This is a genomic window from Natrarchaeobius versutus (assembly GCF_041205745.1).
Lineage (GTDB): Archaea > Halobacteriota > Halobacteria > Halobacteriales > Natrialbaceae > Natrarchaeobius > Natrarchaeobius versutus.
On the sequence record NZ_JBGFCC010000002.1, the window covers coordinates 231,880 to 253,046 of the forward strand.

General features: G+C 67.2%; 19 protein-coding genes. 12 read left to right on the forward strand and 7 right to left on the reverse strand.

Annotated features, from left to right (window positions below; genetic code table 11):
- The first annotated feature begins 71 nt into the window (after positions 1 to 71).
- Positions 72 to 1,439, forward strand: coding sequence for a restriction endonuclease (locus AB7C87_RS06480; protein ID WP_369728610.1), 1,368 nt, complete (start codon positions 72 to 74; stop codon positions 1,437 to 1,439).
- Between the two features lie 20 nt (positions 1,440 to 1,459).
- Here the strand turns inward: AB7C87_RS06480 and AB7C87_RS06485 are convergent, their stop codons facing one another.
- Positions 1,460 to 2,017, reverse strand: coding sequence for a flavodoxin domain-containing protein (locus tag AB7C87_RS06485; protein WP_369728611.1), 558 nt, complete (start codon positions 2,015 to 2,017; stop codon positions 1,460 to 1,462).
- Positions 2,018 to 2,189: 172 nt separating this feature from the next.
- Entirely contained in the window at positions 2,190 to 2,783 is a 594-nt protein-coding gene (locus AB7C87_RS06490; protein ID WP_369728612.1) for an L-threonylcarbamoyladenylate synthase, read from the reverse strand.
- Between the two features lie 142 nt (positions 2,784 to 2,925).
- Between AB7C87_RS06490 and AB7C87_RS06495 the strand changes: the two genes are divergently transcribed.
- Positions 2,926 to 3,546, forward strand: coding sequence for a hypothetical protein (locus AB7C87_RS06495; protein ID WP_369728613.1), 621 nt, complete (start codon positions 2,926 to 2,928; stop codon positions 3,544 to 3,546).
- A gap of 52 nt (positions 3,547 to 3,598) precedes the next feature.
- On the opposite strand, the gene AB7C87_RS06500 is transcribed toward AB7C87_RS06495, so the two are convergent.
- Both AB7C87_RS06500 and AB7C87_RS06505 read right to left on the reverse strand, forming a co-directional pair.
- Positions 3,599 to 4,135, reverse strand: a complete 537-nt coding sequence (locus AB7C87_RS06500; RefSeq protein WP_369728614.1) for a redoxin domain-containing protein — start codon at positions 4,133 to 4,135, stop codon at positions 3,599 to 3,601.
- Positions 4,135 to 4,449, reverse strand: a complete 315-nt coding sequence (locus tag AB7C87_RS06505; RefSeq protein WP_369728615.1) for a glutathione S-transferase N-terminal domain-containing protein — start codon at positions 4,447 to 4,449, stop codon at positions 4,135 to 4,137. The genes AB7C87_RS06500 and AB7C87_RS06505 overlap by 1 nt, the downstream gene beginning before the upstream one ends.
- Positions 4,450 to 4,551: 102 nt before the next feature.
- Between AB7C87_RS06505 and AB7C87_RS06510 the strand changes: the two genes are divergently transcribed.
- The 3 genes from AB7C87_RS06510 (at position 4,552) to hisE (ending at position 6,853) form a co-directional block, all read left to right on the forward strand.
- Positions 4,552 to 5,946 (forward strand): hemolysin family protein, encoded by a 1,395-nt coding sequence (locus AB7C87_RS06510; RefSeq protein WP_369728616.1) that lies wholly within the window; start codon positions 4,552 to 4,554, stop codon positions 5,944 to 5,946.
- 154 nt (positions 5,947 to 6,100) lie between these two features.
- Positions 6,101 to 6,568, forward strand: a complete 468-nt coding sequence (locus AB7C87_RS06515; protein WP_369728617.1) for a bifunctional nuclease family protein — start codon at positions 6,101 to 6,103, stop codon at positions 6,566 to 6,568.
- Entirely contained in the window at positions 6,569 to 6,853 is a 285-nt protein-coding gene (hisE, locus tag AB7C87_RS06520; RefSeq protein ID WP_149081481.1) for a phosphoribosyl-ATP diphosphatase, read from the forward strand.
- Between the two features lie 397 nt (positions 6,854 to 7,250).
- On the opposite strand, the gene AB7C87_RS06525 is transcribed toward hisE, so the two are convergent.
- Positions 7,251 to 9,704: a CPBP family intramembrane glutamic endopeptidase gene (locus AB7C87_RS06525; RefSeq protein ID WP_369728618.1), complete on the reverse strand. Its 2,454-nt coding sequence runs from the start codon at positions 9,702 to 9,704 to the stop codon at positions 7,251 to 7,253.
- Positions 9,694 to 10,464, reverse strand: a complete 771-nt coding sequence (locus AB7C87_RS06530; RefSeq protein WP_369728619.1) for an ABC transporter ATP-binding protein — start codon at positions 10,462 to 10,464, stop codon at positions 9,694 to 9,696. The genes AB7C87_RS06525 and AB7C87_RS06530 overlap by 11 nt, the downstream gene beginning before the upstream one ends.
- A 390-nt stretch (positions 10,465 to 10,854) precedes the next feature.
- Here AB7C87_RS06530 and AB7C87_RS06535 point away from each other — a divergent pair, with 390 nt between their 5' ends.
- From AB7C87_RS06535 to AB7C87_RS06565, 7 genes are all read left to right on the forward strand, one after another.
- Positions 10,855 to 13,026 (forward strand): DUF4129 domain-containing protein, encoded by a 2,172-nt coding sequence (locus tag AB7C87_RS06535; protein ID WP_369728620.1) that lies wholly within the window; start codon positions 10,855 to 10,857, stop codon positions 13,024 to 13,026.
- Positions 13,023 to 14,015, forward strand: coding sequence for a DUF7269 family protein (locus AB7C87_RS06540; RefSeq protein WP_369728621.1), 993 nt, complete (start codon positions 13,023 to 13,025; stop codon positions 14,013 to 14,015). The genes AB7C87_RS06535 and AB7C87_RS06540 overlap by 4 nt, the downstream gene beginning before the upstream one ends.
- Entirely contained in the window at positions 14,012 to 15,736 is a 1,725-nt protein-coding gene (locus AB7C87_RS06545) for a DUF58 domain-containing protein (protein WP_369728622.1), read from the forward strand. Before AB7C87_RS06540 ends, AB7C87_RS06545 begins: the two co-directional genes overlap by 4 nt.
- Positions 15,736 to 17,202, forward strand: coding sequence for a DUF7519 family protein (locus AB7C87_RS06550; protein ID WP_369728623.1), 1,467 nt, complete (start codon positions 15,736 to 15,738; stop codon positions 17,200 to 17,202). Before AB7C87_RS06545 ends, AB7C87_RS06550 begins: the two co-directional genes overlap by 1 nt.
- A gap of 96 nt (positions 17,203 to 17,298) precedes the next feature.
- Positions 17,299 to 18,483 carry an AAA family ATPase gene (locus AB7C87_RS06555; protein ID WP_369728624.1) on the forward strand — a complete coding sequence of 395 codons (1,185 nt, stop codon included), beginning with the start codon at positions 17,299 to 17,301 and terminating at the stop codon, positions 18,481 to 18,483.
- Positions 18,484 to 18,762: 279 nt separating this feature from the next.
- Positions 18,763 to 19,107: a four-helix bundle copper-binding protein gene (locus tag AB7C87_RS06560; RefSeq protein ID WP_369728625.1), complete on the forward strand. Its 345-nt coding sequence runs from the start codon at positions 18,763 to 18,765 to the stop codon at positions 19,105 to 19,107.
- A 268-nt stretch (positions 19,108 to 19,375) separates the two neighbouring features.
- A complete protein-coding gene (locus AB7C87_RS06565) occupies positions 19,376 to 19,522 on the forward strand; it encodes a hypothetical protein (protein ID WP_369728626.1) in 147 nt (48 codons plus the stop codon).
- A 57-nt stretch (positions 19,523 to 19,579) separates the two neighbouring features.
- Here AB7C87_RS06565 and AB7C87_RS06570 read toward each other — a convergent pair whose 3' ends face one another.
- Positions 19,580 to 20,740 carry a citrate synthase gene (locus tag AB7C87_RS06570; protein ID WP_369728627.1) on the reverse strand — a complete coding sequence of 387 codons (1,161 nt, stop codon included), beginning with the start codon at positions 20,738 to 20,740 and terminating at the stop codon, positions 19,580 to 19,582.
- Positions 20,741 to 21,167: the final 427 nt, after the last annotated feature.

The window sequence follows — 21,167 nt, forward strand, 5'->3', positions numbered from 1 at the left end:
AGGAACCGCCCGCCCGCTGGCGGAGGCCGAAAGACTATCGTCTCCCCGATAGGTAGGGATCGGTGAACGCGATGGCGCTACTCGACGAGCTCTCGGGGTACGAGTTCGAGGACCTGATGGTGGACGTCTTTCGCCACCTCGGGTACGAAAACGTTCGCCAGTCGGCGCGGACGGCGGACGAAGGTCGCGACGTGTTGATGGAGGAGGTCGTCGACGACCGTCGACGCGCGGTCGTCGTCGAGTGCAAGCACACTGACGCGGTCGGCCGGCCGGTCGTCCAGAAACTCCACTCGGCGGTCGCGACCTACGACTACGACGGGCCAAGACGCGGGATGGTCGCCACGACCGGGCGGTTCACCGGGCCCGCGCGGGAGTACGCCAGCGATCTCGGCGACGGCGACGGAAGCGTCGAACTGCTCGACGGGGCGGACCTCCGGGAGATCGGCGAGGAGATCGGGATGGATCTCTACAACGGCCGCATCGAGATCCTCCGTGCGGAGGCGCTGTGGCCGACCCATCCGACCGCGGGGGACCACGCACCACTGTTCGAGGTCGCCGACGAGGTCGAGAACTTAGCGCCCGCGTCGGTTCCGGACCCCGAGACGGTCCTCGAACTCGAGCCGACGGTGACGGTCTCGGCCAGGACGAGCGCCACCTTCGAGACGTCCGTCGGGGTCGTCCACAGCGTCGACGAGACGACCGACCTCGTGATCCGTGCGGATCGCGGATCGCCACGGGTCGTCGCCGCCGAGTTGCAGTCGCTCGTATCCGACCGAACCGCACCGAGAATCGACCTCGAGGAGTACGAGCGAACCCTCGAAAACGGGTTCGACGATCTCGAACGATCGCGCTTTGGCCGGACCGAGACGGCGTACAAGGAGTGGTCGGTCGACAAGTTCCGGGCCATCCACACGACGACGGTCGGGTACACCGGCGACAACAACGTCGACTACGAGAAGACCTGCACGCCGAACCAGTCGGACGTCTCGATCCTGTCGATCGATCCGGTCTACCTCCCGCGGGTCCGATCGCGACTCTCCCTCGGCGAGTACGACTACCGCTACGAGTACTACGCCGCCGGCCCCTCGTGGACGGAGACGACGAACGACCTACACCGGTGTGTTCACTGTGAAACTGGCGGCGCTCGAGGCCACGGAAACGTCACCTACTGTTCGAACTGTGGGAGCATCAACTGCGACGACCACGTTCGGACGGAGCGACTCGAGGACGAACCGGTCTGTACCGGCTGTGCGGTCACCGAACGCTTCGCGCTGAGCCGGAAGTACTTCTACGACGAGCAGAACCTCGAGGCGTTCCGCGAGGAGTACGCTGAGATGGCGCTTCACGAAAAAGCCATGGAGAACGTCCCGCTCGTGGTCGGAACGGCGCTCGCGGCGGTGTTCCTGCTGGTGGTCCTGGCGGCTGCCGTCGGACTGTAGTACGCCGCCACACCGTCGTGCTATCCCTCCTGAAGTGCGACCAGTTCGTCGGCGAACTCGAGTGCGAACGACTCGACGTCGTCCCAGTCGGTGTACTCGTGGTCCCGGGACGTGTCGGTATCTCCGCCGGCTCTGCCGGCGATTCCGCGCATCGCAAATCGTTTGAGTAGGCCGTACTCGCGGTACTTAAGCGCGCCCGCGACGGCGAGCGTCCGGTCGGGCTCCCAGCCGGTCTCCGCCGGTAGCTCTGCGAGCAGTTCTCGAGCCGTCGTCTGTGATTCCGGATCGTCGCCCGCCGCCGTCAGACTCACCGAGAAAAACGCCGACGGGAGCCGATTCAACGCCTCGACGTTATCGCTGACGAACTCGGTCACGTACCGCTGGTGGTGGCCCATGTGGATCGATGCGCCGACGATCACGCCGTCGTACGCCTCGAGGTCGAGGTCCCCCGGCGGGTGTTTCAGGTGGACGAGCGTCGCGTCGTATCCGTCGGCTGCGAGGGCGTCGCCTATCTGTTCGGCGATCGAGGCGGTCTGGCCCTCGCTCGAGCCATAACAGACGAGAATTCGAGCCGTCATTGCCGACGGTTCCACGCCCGCCGATATCAAACGAGACCGTGAGCACGCCGGCGGTCGCGGGTCATACTGCCGGACAGAAGTCAGTGAGAAGTCGGTCGCGAACTCGCGGCCGTCCCCACGGGTGACGGCCGCAGTAGAGCGACCGATCTTCAAATAGTTCTGTCCGGCAGTATCAGTCTTCGGCCAGCCACGCTTCGATCTCCGAGGCAAGCGCGCCCCGGCGGTGGATCGTCCCCCTCGAGACGTCGACGACGGTGCTCTCGATTCCCGGCGTCTCACCACCATCGAGGACGATCGCCTCGTCCCTGACACGTGCGTCTATCTCGGAAACGCGACGACCACTCGGCTCCCCGCTTACGTTCGCGCTAGTCGCCGTGATCGGCCGGCCGGCGCGCTCGAGCAATGTGAGTGCGGGCTCGCAGTCGGGCACCCTGATCCCGACACGATCGCGACCCGCGGTGAGGGCGTCGGGAACGACGTCCCCGCGCCGACAGAGGAGCGTGACGGGACCGGGGAGAAAGGCCTCGGCGAACTGCCGTTCCCGTTCCGTGGCCTCGATGTACCCCTCTTCGAGTGCGGTCTCGAACCGTGGGACGCCGAGCGAGATCGGTTTCGACCGATCGCGATCCTTGACCGCGAAGACGCGGTCGACGGCGTCGGAATCGAGCGCGTCCGCGCCGAGTCCGTACACCGTCTCGGTCGGGTAGACGACGAGTCCGCCCTCACGAATCGCCCGTCCGGCGCGCTCGAGGTCCTCCGGATCCATACCTACGCGTCTCGTCGTGGCGGGCAAAAACGTACCGTCACGGCGTCGGGAAGAACGTGTTCGGTGGCCGTCGCCACCGGTCGCGTTCGGCGATTCGCGAAAACGAGACAAGCTACTTACCGGTTCGGGACGACCGATCGATATGCGCCGCCGCGCCCTCCCCGCGACGGACGAATCGGACCGTGATACCCTCCCTGCCGCGAGCGGCATCCGTCGTCGTACGCTCCTCGCAGCCGTCGGAACGACGACGCTCGCCGGGTGTACCACGAGCCTCCCCACGGTGTGTTCGCGGCCGTCGTTTCGCGCTGATCGTCTCGAGTACGAGACCCGGCGGCTCCGCTCGGTGAGCAGGTGGGTCGGGCAGGAAGACGCCGCGCTGGCGACGCGACCGGACCACGTCGAACGCTTCGAACCGCCCGAGGAGTTCGCCGCCGAAACCGATGCGGAGCTGGCGGACGAAGATCGCTCCTTCCTCGAGGAGACGAACTTCGACGAGGCGTTTGTCGTCGGCATCGTCGTCGGCTCGTCGGGGCAGTCGACCGACGCACGCATCACGCACGTCGTCCGCGAGGACGACCGCGTCCACTGTTACATCTGCATCCGCAGGCGGGGGATGACCGACGACTGGGCGCCCCAGCCGCGACTGGTTCGCGTCGACTCGGCGTGGGAACCCGAGTCAGTTCGCATCACGTTTACGAACGGCACCGACGGAACCGAGACGTTCGATTCGGACGGAACGTTCGAACCGATCGGCGGGTTTTGAGACGGACCGCTGTCCGCCACACTCGAGGCCGAATCAGTCGAGTTCCGGCGGCCTACTCGAGATCGAACCGGTTCTCGAGGTCGTCGTAGTCCGGAAATTCGGGCCACTCGGTTGCCACCCAGGCGTCGGCGACGGTGAGGTCCGCCTCGAGGGCGAAGAAGGCGAGTCTCGGCTCGGTGATGCCGGCCATCCCGTCGACGTCGTGGACGAGGTCGTAGGAGTCGGCGACGCCGTTAGCCGGGTCCGAAAAGAGGGGAAACGGGAGGTCGTTCTCCTCGAGGAATCGCTTGACTCCGTAGGGGTTGGCGGCCGTGATCCCGACGACGCGGCCGGCTCGCTCGTCCCACGCCCGTTTCGCGAGTTCGTCCCAGACGTACTTGGCGAGAAACGAGCCGACCATGGGCGTGAAGACGACGATGTGCGGTCCCGTCGGCGCGGAATCCGATTCGTCGACCGCCCCAACGAGTTCCGACAGCGATCGGTCCTCCCAGTACTCGCGGGTGACGAGCGGACGGGTAAAGTCGGGCGCCTGCTCGCCGGATTCCGGGTGGTCCGTCGACCCCAGGTCGACGACGTCGAACTCGGGCATCAGTCGGCACCTCCCGGTTCGCCGTCCGTATTCGTCGGGGAGCCGTTCGGACTGCCCTCGCCGTAAGTCGACTCGAGGTAGTCCACGATGTTGGCGCTCTCGGCCATCGTTACGCCGGTTCGTTCGTCGACGACGACCGGGACGGTCCGGACGCCAGCGACGCGTTTGACGACGTCTCGGTCGGAGTGCATCGGTTCGACGAACCGCGAGCGGTACTCGAGGTCGAACTCCCCGAGACGTCGGGCGACGCGTTCACAGTACGGACAGCCCTGGAGCCGGTAGAACGTGATCGGCGCGTCAGTGCGTTCGCTCATACACCTCCGTTGGGGAAACAGCCCGGTAAACGTATCGTCGCCGGCCGAGCGGACCGAAGAATGGTAAACGGTTAATCGATCCGGCGATAAGCCCCACCATCGATGGCGTTCTCTCTCCCGCTCGAGATCGTGCTCGCCTACGAGGTTCCCGTCGTTGGATACGACATCGAGGAGTCGACGGTAACGATCTTCGGCGCGTTCGCAGTCGCCGTTCTCATCGCGCTCTCCGGCTTTTTCTCCTCTTCGGAGATCGCCATGTTCAACCTCCCGAAACACCGCCTCGAGGGGATGGTCGAGGACGGTATCGCGGGCGCGAGCAGGGTCAAAGACCTGAAAGACGATCCTCACCGACTGCTGGTGACGATCCTCGTCGGGAACAACATCGTCAACATCGCGATGTCGTCGATCGCGACGGCCGTCCTCTCGATTCACTTCGGCGGCCTCCTCGGTGTGATCCTCGCGACGTTCGGTATCACCGCGATCGTCCTCCTGTTCGGCGAGAGCGTCCCCAAGTCCTACGCGGTCGAGAACACCGAGTCGTGGGCGATCCGCATCTCGAAGCCGCTGAAGGGCACCGAGTACCTGCTGTTTCCGCTGATCGTTCTGTTCGATTACCTCACCCGCCAGGTGAACAAGCTCACGGGCTCGACGGGCGCGATCGAGTCGCCGTACGTCACCAGAGACGAGATCCAGGAGATGATCGAATCCGGCGAGCGCGAGGGCGTTCTCGAGGAAGAAGAACACGAGATGCTGACCCGAATCTTCCGCTTTAACAACACCATCGTCAAGGAGGTGATGACGCCTCGACTCGACATGACGGCGGTGCCGAAAGACGCGGGGATCAACGAGGCGATCGAGACCTGTATCCAGAGCGGCCACGCCCGGATTCCGGTCTACGAAGGCAGTCTCGACAACGTCCAGGGCGTCGTCCACATCCGGGATCTCGTTCGCGATCTGAACTACGGCGAGACCGAAACCGAAGACCTCGAGCTCGCCGACCTCATCCAGCCGACGCTACACGTCCCCGAGTCGAAGAACATCGACGAACTGCTCACGGAGATGCGGGAGAATCGGATGCACATGGCGATCGTCATCGACGAGTTCGGCACGACCGAGGGGCTGGTGACCGTCGAGGACATGATCGAGGAGATCGTCGGCGAGATCCTGAAAACTGGCGAGGACGAACCAATCGAGGAACTCGACGAGCGAACCGTCCTCGTCCGCGGCGAGGTCAACATCGAGGACGTCAACGAGGCCCTCGAGATCGACCTCCCCGAGGGCGAGGAGTTCGAGACGATCGCCGGCTTCATCTTCAACCGCGCCGGCCGGCTCGTCGAGGAAGGTGAGGAGATCACCTACGACGGCGTCCGGATCACCGTCGAGAGCGTCGAGAACACCCGCATCATGAAAGCCCGCCTCCACAAGTTCGAGGTGGCGCCGGACGACGAAGACGGAGCGGACGACGGAGAGGATGCGGGCGACAACGGCGTCGAATGATCTGCACGCTCTGATCCGCGGTCTCGAGTGATCTGCCGCCTCCAATGATCCGCACCAGTGATCTGCGGTCTCGAGTGATCTGCCGCCTCGAGGTCGGCCCTGGCATGCATTCGCGACCGGACTTGTTTTCTCTCTCGCACGCGAGGGTAGTGGTATGCAGGCATCCATCGACGCGGTACGCGTCGCGGGAACCCCCCAGGGACCGGTTCCGGTGGTCGTCCTCGCCGTCGACGACGAGGACGATGTGATCCCCATCTTCATCGGCTTCGAGGAGGCGACCAGCATCGCTCGCGGACTCGAGGCCGAGGATATCGGCCGACCGCTGACGCACGATCTGTTACTCGACGTGATGGAGGAACTTGGCAGTCGGATCGACCGCGTCGTCGTCAGCGAGATCGAGGCGCGCGAGGACGGTCAGGGGGGAACGTACATCGCCGACCTCCACGTCCAGACGCCTCGTGGCGAGACCGTCATCGACGCCCGCCCCAGCGACTCGCTCGCGTTGGCGGCCCGAACCAACGCCACCATCGAGGTCACCGAGGACGTCTTCGAGGACGGCCGAGACGACAGCGAGAAGTTCGACGAGTTAAAAGACATCCGCACCGTCGCCGGTGAACGATAGATGGACGACGTACTCGAGGAGCTATTCGACGTCATCGAGGATCGAAAGGAAACGCTACCCGAGGGATCGTACACCGCCTCGCTGTTTACCCACGAGAAAGGCGAGAACGCGGTGCTCGAGAAACTCGGCGAGGAGACGACAGAACTCGTGTTGGCGGCGAAAGACGACGACCGCGACGAGGTCGCCTACGAGGCCGCCGACATCGTCTACCACCTGCTGGTCTTGCTCTCGATGAAGGAGATGGAGCTTTCGGACCTCGAGGCCGAACTCGAGGCGCGCCGGTAACGCCGTCCCGTTTGCCCACCGAGCACCGTCCGAAGCCATCGAATCGTCCACAGCCGTCACACCGCCCGAAGCTATCACACCATCCACAGCCGTCGGCTTTCCCGTTTCTCGGTCCCGCTCGTCCGCTGTCTGGTGACCGCAAATGGCGCGCGGCGGCGCGGCGACCGGCGGTGAGCCGCGCCGCGACTCGCGAGGAACGAGCGAACGGCGTGAGCGAGTCGGTTGGGGAGGACGTGGCCACTCCCCGTTGCCAGGAACCGCGTACTCGTTTTGAGACCACTGTCGATTGCCCGCCTGGTTTGCCGACCGACACGCCGACGAAACACCGCTGAAGCGGATTCTCGAACTCGAGGTCGCCACCGGTTCGTCGATCGAACGAAAACCAACCGGGTCCCACTCAGAACGTCGAGGCGGCGAGTACCGGCACGACGACGATCGCCACGTTGTACAGTCCGTGACACAGCGCCGGGACGACGAGGTTCCCGGTTCGCTCGTACACCCAGCCCCAGACGACCGAGACGATGACCAGCGGGACCAACGAGACGGCGATCGCAACGGGATCGGCGCTGGCGTAGACGGGAAGGTGGACGGCGGCGAAGAGCATCGAGACGGCGACGATCGCTCCGCCCACGGAGATCGCCTCGGTCAGGCGCTTCTGGAGGACGTTCCGGAACAGGAACTCCTCGACCGGTGCGTTGACCAGCAGGATGAGCGCAGCGAGCAGGAAGACGAACGCCGGCCCGGCCGTCCCGGCTTCCTCGGCGATCGCGTGTGAGACGACCGGCAACTCGAAGAGCCAAACCGCGGTCGCGAACGCGCCGTAGGCGGCGAGCGACGCGACGAGCCCGACGACGAGGTAGCGACCGTCGCGGGCGTCGGGTATCGCCAGGTCGACGTACGTCCACGAACGCTCGCTCGCGAGCAGGTAGGCGCCCCCGGCGAGTGCCCAGCCGAGAAAGCCGGCGACGAACGTCGCGGTGAACAGCGCTGTCTCCGACAGGGGCAGTTGCGTCGCCGCCCCGATCTCGAGGGAAAGCGAGAGGAGGAGTCCAACCAATCCGAGCCCCGCTATGAGTTCCAGCGCGTAGACGGGATCCGGTTTCCGGGGCCGGCCGTACCCCGCGATACCGCTGACGGCGAACCGATAGCCCGCGTCGGCGGCGATCAGCGAACAGAGCGCAACCGCCGCGAGCCCGCCGACTCGAGCGACCGGCGCGAGATCTCCGATCAGGAGGAACGCGCCGGCCGCGGCCAGCGCCGTGACCACGGCGCCGTGGACGAGTATCGCGAGCGTCTCGGGCGGTTTGGCTTCGAACTTCTCGAGGACCCTCCCGGGTTCTGATCGGGGAAGGAGCGTTCCGACGCCGACGGCGAAACACGCGCTCACCGGGACCATCACGGCCAGGAATCCGCCGATCAACGGCGCCTCGAGACCACCGAGTTCGTCGACGGTCAACAACGCCGTTCCTCCGAGGACGAGCGGGAGCCCGATCGCCGTTCCGACGAGAATCCGCGCGCGGACGAACGTCTCCGGCGAGTACGCCGCGAGGACGAGCTGGCCGAGCATCGATCCCTCGTCACCGATCGGATTCAGGCCGACGGCGCCGCCTGCGAGCCAGAGGCCGAGCAGGACGAGCGACGCGCCGACTGCGGTCGCCAGGAGGGAAGGATCCGCGACACCCAGCGAGACGACGACGTATCCGGCGCCGACGAGGTAGTAAACGACGTGAAGCGACCGGGCCGGCGTCCGAATCGCTCGGCGGACGACGCCGTCGGCGACGTATCCGGTGGCTACCTCGAGCCACGGCCAGTCTCGTCGCATGGCGATTTCGGCTCCGGCTGGCTCGCCGCCGGTCGACGCGGCGTCGGAATCCGTCGAATCGCCGTGGGATTGGCCGCGCCACAGGCGAGGCGTGATCGCGATCGTTCCCCGAACGGCGAGGGGAATCGCCGCGACGACGAGCGCCCCGCTTGCAAGCGCCAGGTACCCGATTCCCTCGAGCATCGGCGTCCCGACGAAGAAGAAATCGGCGTAGTAGCCGATCGCCAGCGGCGGCGGCCCCTCGGGTGCGAGCTCCGCGGGCGAGGTCTCGCCGAGGTCGAACGACGCGCCCGTTTGTCCCGCGATCGCACCGCCGGCGACGAACAGCAAAAAGACGCCGACCGAGGCGACGCCGCTCAGCGCAGATTGTGCCGAACTCGAGATCGGGACGTAGCGCAAGCCCAGTCTTACGCCCAGTCCGACGACGTAACCGACCAGCGTGGCCGCGACCGTCACCAGCACCGCCGCCACGGTCGCGACGGCGACGAGCGTCGGCGAACCGACGCCGACGCCGAAGACCAGGACGAGAACCGCGGTCGGGCCGAGGAGGTACCACCCCGATTCGCGGAGATCAGCGAGCAAGAGGCCGAGAACGAGGTCGCGATCGCGGACCGTCGTGAGCAACAGTTCGCGGGCTTCGAACCCGAGTAATCGTTTGCCGGCCTCGTTGGCGCCGGCGAGGACGTAGAGACCGATGACGACCGGCACGTACCACCGCGCGAGGGTCAACAGCCCGTCCATCCCGCCGTCTCCGACCGAGACGCCGAACCGGTAGGCTCCCCAGAGCATGGCCCCGAAGATCGGAAGCAAGAACGCGAGTGCGACGTACGCCACCGCCTTCTTTCGCCGGGTCGACGTGTGTCGGTGGTCGAAGCGACGACGCTCCGCGTGAGAAATCGCGAGAATCACCGACAGGGAGGATCCTCCCTCGCGATCCTCGAGCGCCCGACCGCCGACGACGCCCGCTCCGCTCGAGTCGTTTCCGGCTTCGCGTCCGCTCTCGGATTCGGACGGACGGTTATCTCCCATCTCCCGTCTCCGTCGCCACGGCGTCGTCGCCGGCGAGATGGCCGTCGTCGTCGGTGACTTCGAGGAACACCCGCTCGAGCGATCCTTCGGCGTCGTCGACGGCGCGGCGTTTTAGCTCCGCGGGCGATCCCTCGGCGACGAGAGTACCCTCGTGGAGCACGCCGACGGTGTCGGCGAGTTCCTCGACGACGGGAAGGATGTGCGTCGAGAGGAAGACCGTCGTCCCCTCGGCGGAGAGATCGGCGATCAGGTCGACGACCTCCCTGGCGGCACGCGGATCGAGTCCGTTCGTCGGTTCGTCCAGCAAGAGGACCGACGGCTCGTGGACCACCGACTGGACGAGTCCGACCTTCTGGCGCATCCCCTGGGAGTAGCCGTCGATCTGTCGGTCAGCGTCGGCGGCGAGCCCTACCCGGTCGAGGAGACGGTCGATCCGGTCGGAGGCGGCCTCGAGGCCGCGAAGCGTCGCGACGTACTCGAGTTGTTCGCGAGCGCTGAAGGCGTCGTACACCGGCGGATCGTCCGGCAGATAGCCGACGTGGGGTTTGATCGCGTCGCGTTCGGTCGTCGAATGCCCGGCGACCGACGCCCGGCCGGCCGTCGGCGTCGACAGCGTGGTGAGCATCTCCATGGTCGTCGTCTTGCCGGCTCCGTTCGGGCCGAGGAATCCGTACACCTCGCCCGCCTCGACCCGAAGGTCGAGGCCATCGACCGCGATCACGTCGCCGTAGCGCTTGGTGAGGTTCTCCGCGACGATCATCCTCACCGCACCCCGGCGAATCCGGACCGGGGCGTCGCCAATCCTGTTACTGACTTGTCGATACTCATCTTATTCGCCACCACCGCGTTTCCACTGAAAGGTTTTTGGATCTACACGTAATACAACATATTTGTATACTGGTGGGCCGAAACGAACGTTCGTGTCGATTCGATCCCCGCGTATCGCCCGGCGCTCTCCAGAACCGACCGCCCGGACGAACGTGACGCCTCCAGTGGCTGTGTGTGCTCTCGGCGGCCACAGCCGACTGGGAGCTCGAGCGTTCTCCGAGTCTGCAACCGCGTGGACACATTCATGATCCGGTAGCCCACACAGCCGATACCAACGATCGGTCGGCGTTCGACCCGATCGGTCCCGCGATTGAAGACACCAATGGACCCCGACGATCCGCCCGACGAGCCGACGACCGGCACCGATTACCGGCAGGTCTCGTTCGTCGTCCTCGCGGCGGTTGCCGTCGTCGTCGCGGCGTTTTTCGCGCCGGCGATCGGCGGCCAGGGGGAGTCCGGCTTCGGCGAGCCGATAGACGAACCCGACAACTCCTTCGACTGGCTCGAGTTGCTCGAGTTACTCGACCTGTTCACCGAGCCCGAACCGGCCCAGGCCCAGTGTACGATCTGGTTGAGCGACGAGCCGGTCCCGGGAACCGAGGTGACGGCGACGATCCACTACGAAGACGAGGAACTCGCCGACGCGCCGGTCTGGTTCAACGACCGCCACGTCGGCGAGACGGACGATCAAGGGCAGGTCACGGGAACGGTTCCGTACGAACGGGAGCTTCTGATCCGGGTCGGAACCGGCGAGGACGGCGAGTGTCGCGCCGGCCAGACGACTGCCTCGAGTTCGTCCGCTCAGACCGACGTCGGCATTTTCCACTCCGGCGTCTCGCCGACACCCGACGCTCCGTCTTCGGTCGACGCCGCTTCCGCCGTCGATTTCGGAGCGCTCCCCTCCGTAGACACGCCTCGAGCCCAGCTCGGCGGGAACGCGACGGCCGAGTACGAGATCGACGGGTTCGTCATGCTCGACCTCCAGGACGATCCGTATCCGGGCGAGGAGGTCACCGTCGAAGCCAGCATCCAGGGAGCGCCGATGCGGTCGGCCGACGTCGCCGTCGACGGCGAGTCGATCGGCGAGACCGACGACGACGGAACGATCGACCTGACGATCCCGGACGACGGCTCCGATCGGCTCTCGCTTACCATCTCCCGCGGCGAGTTCGAACGGACGGCGACGCTTCGCATCCTCCTACTCGAGGCGGGATTCGTCTCCGACGGGATCGCGCCGATCCCTGGCAGTGATGGCGCCGTTCAGGCCGAAATCGCGGGCGAGCCGGTCGAGGACGCCGCCGTCGCCGTCGACGGCGAACCCCACGGAGCGACCGACGAAAACGGGACGACACCGGTTTCGCTTCCGCTGAACCCGACCGAACCCGTCACGGTTGCCACGGACGATCAGACTGCGACGACCACGTTCTTCGATAGCTACGGCGGTGTGTTGTTCGCCCTGACGGTGCTCGTCGGGGGGAGCGTCGCGGCCGGCTATCGGACCCACGGAAGCCGCGGTTCGGTCGCCGTTCTCGCCGCGGTTTTGGGCGTGATGGCCGTCCTCGTCGCGGAGGCGTTTTACGGCACCGTCGGCGGGCTGGCCACACTCGTCGCGGTCGGACTCGTCGCGCTCGCGCTCGCGGCGCGTCGATCAGATCGACGCGTCCGCTCATCCGTCCCCTCGAGGCCGTCGGTTCGCGGCGACGTTTCCGACTGGATCGTTGCCAGGACGCTCGCGGTCGTGGCCGCCCTCGAGTCACTGCTCGCGTGGCTTCGGTCGCTGGCCGCCGCGGTCCGTCTCCGCATCGGGTCGCTCCCGCGCTCCGCTGGCGGGCTCGCACGCGCACTCGGCCGATGGCTCGCGACGCTTCCCGGGCGAGCGGTTGCTGTCACCCGACGCGCCATCGCGAGCACGCCCCGACCCGGCGTCAGAACGATCGCCGCCGTCGTCGTCGGGACGGCCCTCGTGGCCGCCAGCTACGTCGAGTTCGGCGAACGGGTGGCCGCGGTCGTCGCCGCGGTGCTCGTGTGTCTGGCCGTCGTCTATCGGTTCGTCGGCCACGACGACGCGGACTCGAGCGAGGCGGGTGACGACCCCGACGGAACGGGCTCGACCGACGACGACGTCGCCACCGCGGACGATCGCACGTTCCGCGAGGTCTGGCGGGCGTTCGCCCGGGACGTCGCGCCCCGTCGCTGGCGCACGCGAGCGCCCGGCGAGATTCGACGACGGGCGCTCGAGGAGGGGTATCCGCGCGAGCCGGTCACCGAGTTGACGACGCTGTTCCTCGAGGTGGAGTACGGCGATCGATCGCTGTCGGAGACGGTTCGACGGCGCGCGACCGACGCCTACGACGAGATTACGGCCGCCACGGAGCCGGCAGACGTGCCCCTCGAGGGGGAGAGCGAGGATCGTCCGTCGGTCACCACACCCGATTCGGAGGGCGCGTCACCGGAGGGAGCCGAAGGCGGGAACCGACGGGTGGTCGAGTCGTGACGAGCGCTCGTCGTGCGGGAGTCGCGCTTCTGGGTCTGGCGTTCGTCGGCGGCGGCGTCGCCCTCGGACTCGGCGGTGCGTCGGGTGGAGGGCGATCCGTCCAGACCGCCTTCGGCGTCTTGATCGTCCTCCTCGCACTCGCCGTCGCGGGCTGGAAGGTCTGGGGCGCACTCGAGTTCGACGGATCGAAGCCGCCGGCTCCCTGGGCGGACGACGAGCCTTTCGCCAATCCGGCGCCCGAACGGACGGTCCGGGAGCCACCCCTGTCGAGTGACGGTCTCACGGCCGTCGTCGAGGAGGCGGGGGCCACCGCCCGGAAGAGGGGAACCGTCGACGACGGCCTCGAGGTCCTCCGTCCGGTGTTTCGCGAGGTGCTCGTCGGCGCGCTTGTACAGGGTGGAACCGCTCGGGGCGAGGCCGAAGCGGCGCTTTCAGACGGCTCGTGGACCGACGACGACGTCGCCGCGAGCGTTCTCGAGGAGACGATTTCCGGGCCCGACCGGCCGTTCCGAAACCGGGTGTACGCCTGGCTGTTTCCCGAACGCGTCGTCCGTCGACTCGCGAGGCGGGTGATGGGCGCCGTCGCGGACGCCGCCGACGAGGCGCTCCCGACCGTTCCCGGCCAGACCGCACCCCGGACCGTCCCCGTCGTCCAGCCGCGTCTCGAGGAGTTGACGCGGGGTGCCGACGGCCGACTCGAGCGGGCCGTCGACCCGGACGCTATCGCTCGGGGACCGCGGCCATCGGGCGTTCGATCCCCAGCACACGCCGCGAGCGAGGTGCCGAGCGAGTCTCCTCGTAACGATCCTGGACAGGACTCCGACCGGATCGCGACGGAGGGGACGAACGAGGCGACGGGGTGGACCAACGAGGCGACGGGGTGGACCAACGAGGACACAAACTCGAGTTCCGACGGGACGAGTGAATCCAACGTCGGCCCGGACCGGTCCGGCGGAGCCGCCGGGGACGTGGAGGTGAACCGACCGTGAGGTGGAGACAACACCGCTGGCGGGGCGCCGTCGCGGCGACGATTCTCCTCGTCGCGATCGGGGTCGCTCGGGGCAACGGTGCCGTGTTGCTCGGCGCGGTCGTCCCGCTGGCTTACGTCGCGTACGGAGCGATTTCGAGCGTGAGCGTTCCAGACGGGCTCTCCGTTAGACGGACGATATCGCCGACGCCCGCGCCGCCGGGGCGGCCCGTGACCATCTCCCTCGAGATCGAAAACGACGGCGAGCGGACGCTCACGGACGTCCGCGTCGCCGACGCAGTACCCGAGGATCTCGCCGTTACCGGGGGATCGCCGCGGGGCGGCGCGACGCTCGAGCCCGGCGATCGGCTCGTCCTCGAGTACGCGGTGATCGCCCGGCGCGGCGAGTACGAGTTCGACCCGCCCCAGGTCAGGATCCGCGGGCTCGGTGCCGGCGCGGTGGTCACGGCCGCACCCGCAGTCGACGGCGACGGCTCGCTCGCCTGTCGGCTCGACGCCGATGCACCGCCGCTCGAGCGGATCGGGACCGGGCGGATCGGTCAGCTGACGACGGACCGTCCCGGCGAGGGGCTTACCTTCCACTCGACTCGTGAGTATCGCCCCGACGACCCCGCGGATCGGATCGACTGGCGCCACTACGCCAAACGCGGTTCGCTCGCGACGGTCAACTACGAACGACAGGTCGCCGCCACCATCGTGTTGGTCGTCGACGCCCGCGCGCCGAATCGGGTCGTCGCCGGTCCGGGTCGACCCACTGCCGTCGAACTCTCGGCGTACGCCGCGACGCGTGCGTTGACCGATCTGCTCGGCCACGGTCACGACGTGGGCGTCGCCGCGATCGGTCTCGCCGGCCCCGGCCCCGCGGGGCTCCACTGGCTCGAGCCAAACAGCGGAGCCGAACAGCGCGCCCGCGGGCTCGAGATCTTCCGGAAAGCGACGGGCGTTCGCGACGCGAGCGACGACGGACAGCCATCCGAGTGGGCGGACACAGGGACCTCGAACTGGGGGCGACGCGACCGGGCGAAGCGGGCTGGAGGAGCAGATCGAGCGGAGCGGCCAGGAGGGGACGGTCGAGTGGAGCAAACGGGAGGGCGTGATCGAACGGAACGGATGGAAGGACACGATCGAGCAAAGCGAGCGCCGGAGCGAACGGAACGGACGGCGAGAGCCGCCGAGGTCGACGACCGCCGGGCGGACGAACAGATCCACAAGCTGATCGAACTCGCACCCGCGGGGGCACAGATCGCCCTGTTTTCACCGTTGCTCGACGATCAGCCCGTCGAGGCGGTCGAGACCTGGCACGGTGGCGGGATCCCGTCGATCGTCCTCTCACCCGACGTCGTGCCCGAAAACACCGTCAGCGGACAGTACGCACAGATCCGGCGACGGACCCGACTCGCCCGCTGTCAGTCCGTCGGAACCCGCGCCGTCGACTGGCGACGCGGCACGCCGCTCCCGCTGATCATCGAGTACGCCTTCAGCGCAAATGCACGGCTCTCGAGTGCCCGACTCGGTGCGAACGCGGGCTCCGGCGGCCGACAAACCGACGACGACGCGGCCGAAACACGCGAAAACGGCGACGGTCCAGACGCGCCCGCTCGAGCACCCCTCGAGTCCGAGACGTCCGGCGCGGGTTCCCGCTCGATCGAGACCGAGACGACGCCGGGAGACGGGGCGGACGGTCCGACGACCGAACGCGCCGAGACGGGGGGTGAGGACTGATGTCCCTCGCCGGTCCGCGCCTCGATCGTCCGTCGGCGATCGGCGACGAGGGTCGGCCCAGGGCAGTCAGCCTCTGGATCGCCACCCTCGTCATCGTCGCGATCACCGTCGCCATCGGGATCGCCATCGGCGAGCCGACGCTCGTGACCCTTCCCGCGACCATCGCCGGACTGGCCGTCGCCGGAATCGCCCTGCTCGAGCGAACGGGGTTCACCCACCTCTTCGTCGGCCACACGTTGATCGTGACGTTCGGCTCGGTGTTCGCGTTGCTGGTCGTCGTCGCGCCGGTACTCGGCGGTCCGGGTATCGCACTCGCCGGCTTTACGATCGCGCTGTTCGGGATCGCGATGGCGTGGGCGGACGTCGGCGGCGACGGGACGAAACGCGCCGTCGCCAGCTGTTTCGTAACGTACGCGACGGTGCTCTGTTCGTCCGTGTTCCTCGTGGTGTTGGCCGCCTTCGGCGTCCTCGGGTGGGCCGCTATCCTGGTCGTGACCGAGGCGTCGTCGGTCGCGGGCTCGGTCGTCGGCTTCGCCCTCGTCGCGATCGGTGCCGGCTGTTCGGCACTGATCGCCCTCTGGTTGCTCCCGATCCGACAACTGACCCCGCGAAGTCGCCGGGATCGCATCGAGGGACTGCTCTCGACCGCCCGATGGCGAATCGGAATCGGAACGATCGCCACGTTCGGCGTGCTCCTCGCGGTGGCGATCGCGTCCGTCTTCGACCTGGTCGATCCGGGAATCGGTGGATTTCCCGTCCTCGAGTCGATCCTGATCGGCCTCTCCGCACCGGTCGTCGTCTGGCCGCTCGTCGCGGCGTCGCTTCTGGCGGTGTTCGCGAGCGTCGTGACGGTCATGCTTCGCCTGCTCACTCGTCGGTTCGGAACGAACGCGATCCGCTGGAGTAGTGCTGTCGTCGTCGGCGTTTCGCTGGTCGCTTTCGTGGTAGGGATGGCGATCATCGCGTTCATCGGGGTGGTCTACCTCAACCTCTTCGGGACCGCTATGGCCGCCAACGCGGCGTCGATCGTCGTCGCCATCCTCGCGTTCGGACCGCCGGCGTTCCTGATCGTCATCGGGCTGTTACTCGTCGGCGTGTTGATCCGCATCGTTCCCGACCGCGCCGGCGGCCCGGCACTCGCCGGGCTCGGCCTCGTCGTCGCCGCAATCGGCTTCGGATCGATCAGTCCGATTCTGGTCTTCGTCTGTCTTGCCGGCGCGGCGGTCGTCTGGGACGTCTCGACGTTCGGTCTCGGGCTGACCGCCGAACTCGGCCACCTGCCCGATACCCGCCGAACCGAACTGTTCCACGGCGTGCTCTCGGTCGGCGTCGGTATCGTCGCCGTCGTCGCCGCGACCGCCCTCGAGTTGGTTCGAACCGACGTCTTCGGCGGCGTCGTCGCGATGGGTGCGGTCGTCACGATCGGCTTCGGCGCGTTGATCCTGTTACTCCCGCTTCGGGGCTAGCCGTCCCCCGCGGGGTCGTCACGGAACTCGTCCTCGAGAGACGGAGAAGATGGCAACGAAGCGAGGGTTCATGGTGGCTCGGCATAATGATCGGGTATGAACGAGACGAACGTAACGCCCGACGAGGCCGCGGCGGCCGTCCGGACGATCCTCGAGCGGATCGAGGAGGCCGCCGTCGTCGATCGACGGGTGCTGTTCGCCATGCTCTCCGCCATCCTCGCCCGCGGTCACGTCCTCCTCGAAGACGTCCCCGGGACCGGGAAAACCGTTACCGCCCGCGTCATCGCCGAGGCGATGGGCCTCGAGTTCACCCGCATCCAGTTTACGCCCGACCTGTTGCCCTCGGACGTCACCGGTTCGACCGTTTACGACGAACACGCCGGCGAGTTCGAGTTCGCCAAGGGCCCGGTGTTCGCGAACGTCGTGCTGGCCGACGAGATCAATCGCGCGCCGCCGAAAACCCAGGCCGCCCTGCTCGAGGCGATGGAAGAACGCCAGGTCAGCATCGACGGGACGACGTACGATCTCCCCCAGCCGTTCGTCGTCATCGCGACCCAGAACCCGATCGAACAGGAGGGAACGTTCCGCCTGCCCGAAGCCCAGCGCGACCGGTTCAGCGTCAAGACCTCCTTTGGCTACCCCGACTTCGACGGCGAGATGGGCCTGCTCGAGCGCCGAGCGAACCGCCGGACGCTGTCGCCGAGCGTCGATCCGGCGGTGACGCCGAACTCCGTTCGCGTCCTCCAGATGCTGGCCGAGGAAGTCGACGTCGACGTGAAGGTTCGCGAGTACATCGTCGAACTCGCGCGCGCGACCAGACGCGACGGCCGAGCCGAGATCGGCGTCTCTCCCCGTGGCGTCCAGCGGGTGTTCGAGGCGACCAGGGCGGCCGCGATCATCGACGGCCGCTCGTACGTCACGCCCGACGACGTCAAGCGACTCGCCCAGCCGACGATGGCCCACCGGGTCGTCCTCACCACCGAGGCGACCGTCGAAGGCGTCGAGGGCCGCGACGTCGTCCGATACGCCCTCGAGACGGTCGACGTTCCGGGGGTCGCACCCGACGACGAGGAGTCGGACGGGGACGAAGCGGTAGACGAGGACGAGGAATCCGCAGAACGCGACGAACCGGGCGACGACGGTGAAACGCCAGCGGACGCCGCGGACATCGCTGGATCGGACGACAGGTCGACGGACTCCGGCGAACTGGCTTCGGGTTCCGACGCCATCGACTCGACAGCCGTCTCCGGCGGCAACTCTCCGGACGGGTCTGACCGGTAGCGATTCCGACGGCGGGACCTGATACGGATTACTGTAGCGATTTACCGGTGAGACCGCCGCCCGGGTCGCGGTCTCACCGGAAACGATCTACAGTAAACCGTATGAGAGTCGAAAGCCAGACGCCCAATCGCGCAGGGAGGCCCTGGCCGAATCGGTCCAGAAGCCAACAGCCCTCGACATCCGGAAGCGAAAGCTGGTGCTCGAGACTCGCGCTCGCCCGGTTCGTGCTTGCACTCGCCCGGCCCACGTTGATTGACGCGTTCGGAGAACTCCGGCGTGATGGCGCTCCAACAGATCGACCACGCCGACGACCACATGCAGGAGTGTATCGACAACTGCCTCGAGGCCGCCCAGGTCTGTGAGTGGTGTGCCGACGCCTGCCTCGACGAGGGCGAGGAGATGGCCCGCTGTATCCGGCTCTGTCGGGACGTCGCCGACGTCACGACGCTTCACGCCCGTTGGATGGCACGAAACTCGGGGTATCACCGCGAACTCGCGGAGCTCTGTGCGGACCTCTGTGAGGAGTGTCTCGAGGAGTGTGAACGCCACGACCACGACCACTGCCAAGCCTGTGCGGAGATCCTCCCCGATTGCGTCGAGAGCTGTCGGGAGATGGCCGCCTGAACCAAGCTATCGATTCACGATGTCTACGGCGCTTCCCGACACCGCCAGCCGAGTCCCCGAGAGCACGCACGAGGCGGTCAACGAACGGATCTGACGCGAGATCGGCCGGCGGGTCCGGTACTACGCCGAACACGACGAGGAGATCGACGACCGGCTTGCGGAACTCGAGTGTGGGTGGGACGTCGAGCGGACGCTCGAGGCGAACGCCGCCGGACTCACGCTCGTCTTTCTCGCACTCGGTGCGACAGTCGACCGACGGTTCCTCGCGATGTCCGCCGTGATCGCCGCGTTTCTCCGCCAGCACGCACTCCAGGGGTGGTGCCCGCCGATCCCGGTCCTGCGCCGGCGAGGTGTTCGTACCCGACGCGAGATCGACACCGAACGGCGCGCGCTCGAGGAAATCCAGCGATCGTAGTGAGCGGTCGAACCGCTCGTCTGAGCGTCGGGACCACCGTTCGTCGGCGCGTCCGGGTCACCGCTCGCCGACGGGCGTCCACGTCCGGTCGGTCTCCCCGGCGTACCGCGACACCGGCCGCACCAGCCGGTTATCCTCGAGTTGCTCGAGGCAGTGGGCGCTCCAGCCGCCGACACGCGAAACGGCGAACGTCGGCGTAAACAGCTCCCGTGGAACGCCGACGCCGTCGAGCAACGCGGCGGTGTAGAACTCGACGTTCGTCTCGAGTCGGCGATCGGGCTTGTGTTCGGCGAGCGCGTCGACGGCGACCGATTCGAACGCCTGGACGGTCTCGAAGAAGTCGGCGTCCGCCGACTGCGCGTACAGCCGTTCGGCGCCATTCGAGAGGACGGCGGCCCGCGGATCGCGGACCCGGTAGACCCGGTGGCCGAAGCCCATCAGCCGCTCGCCGGCTTCGAGTTTCGCCCGGACGTATCCCTCGGGGTCGCCCTCCTCGTGGACCTCCCGGAGCATCTCGAGGACTGGTCCCGGCGCACCGCCGTGGAGCGGACCTTTCAGCGCGCCGACGGCGGCCGTGATCGCGGAGATCAGGTCGGACTCAGTGGAGACGACCGTCCGCGCGGTGAACGTCGACGCGTTGACGCCGTGTTCGATCACGGTGTTGAGGTACGTCTCGAGGCCGCGAACGTCGGCAGGCGTCGGCTCCTCACCGGTGAGCAGATACAGGTAGTTGGCGGCGTGGCTCAGGTCGGGACGGGGCTCGAGGGGTTCCTCGTCTCGCCGGTAGCGCCAGTAGGTGGCGACGATCGTCGGGACGACGGCGACGAGTCGCATCGCGTCGTCGCGCGGCTCGGGGTCGATCCCGGACGTCGCCTCTGGCTCGTCGCGGTCGTCCCCGAGACTGGCGGCCGCGACGCCCATCCGAAGCGCGTCCATCGCCGGCGCACCGTCCTCGGCGGCGCGACGGAGCACCTGCTGGACCTCCTCCGTAATCCGGCGGCGAGCGGCGAGGTCGGCACGAAACGCCTCGAGTTCGTCGGCCGTCGGCAGTCGTCCCTCGAGGAGGAGGAAGACGCTTTCCTCGTAGCTCGCGTTCGCCGCGAGTTCCTCGAGCGGGTAGCCGCCGATAATCAGTTCGCCCGCTTCGCCGTCGACGTCGCTCAGTTCCGTCTCGGCAACGATCACTCCCTCGAGTCCGGGGTTCGTCGTCTCTCCCATATCGGTGGCTGGTGTGACGGCCACGTAAGCGCTCGGAGGACGGTCGTTCTCCAGGGTCGGTGACACGTACCGGGACTGCCGTCGGTCGCCGAACGACCGTGGAGTTGTCGCCCGGATTCCGGCAGGAAACTGGGCGTTCGTCGGCGCTCGTGTCCCGGATTCACCGGTGTCGGGCGAGGCACGTTCTTCTTCTGCTTTGACACTCCTTGGCGACTCGGGTTCGTCCATACTGGCCGAACAGACGACCCCTTCCGAGACGAAACCGCGTATCGTGTGAGTGGTGTGAGAGGGTTTCTATAGTAACAACTGCACCGATGGACACACTGATCGCCGATCCGTCTGGCGAGCAGGTGTGTACTGACGTGCAGTGGCTACTATAGTTTTCGACCGGTGAGTGGACGGACGTTCGTGGAAACGTTCACTTTCG